General features: G+C 54.1%; 1 rRNA gene. It reads left to right on the forward strand.

Annotated features, from left to right (window positions below):
• Nucleotides 1-255, forward strand: a 16S ribosomal RNA gene (locus ACERY3_RS25470); the annotation flags it as partial.

Consider the following 255-nt stretch of genomic DNA (forward strand, 5'->3'; position numbering starts at 1 on the left):
TCCAGAGATGGATTGGTGCCTTCGGGAACTCTGAGACAGGTGCTGCATGGCTGTCGTCAGCTCGTGTTGTGAAATGTTGGGTTAAGTCCCGCAACGAGCGCAACCCTTATCCTTTGTTGCCAGCGGTTCGGCCGGGAACTCAAAGGAGACTGCCAGTGATAAACTGGAGGAAGGTGGGGATGACGTCAAGTCATCATGGCCCTTACGAGTAGGGCTACACACGTGCTACAATGGCGCATACAAAGAGAAGCGACC

It is taken from the genome of Enterobacter cloacae complex sp. ESBL7 (assembly GCF_041679625.1).
In the GTDB taxonomy this organism is placed as follows: Bacteria; Pseudomonadota; Gammaproteobacteria; order Enterobacterales; family Enterobacteriaceae; genus Enterobacter; species Enterobacter asburiae_B.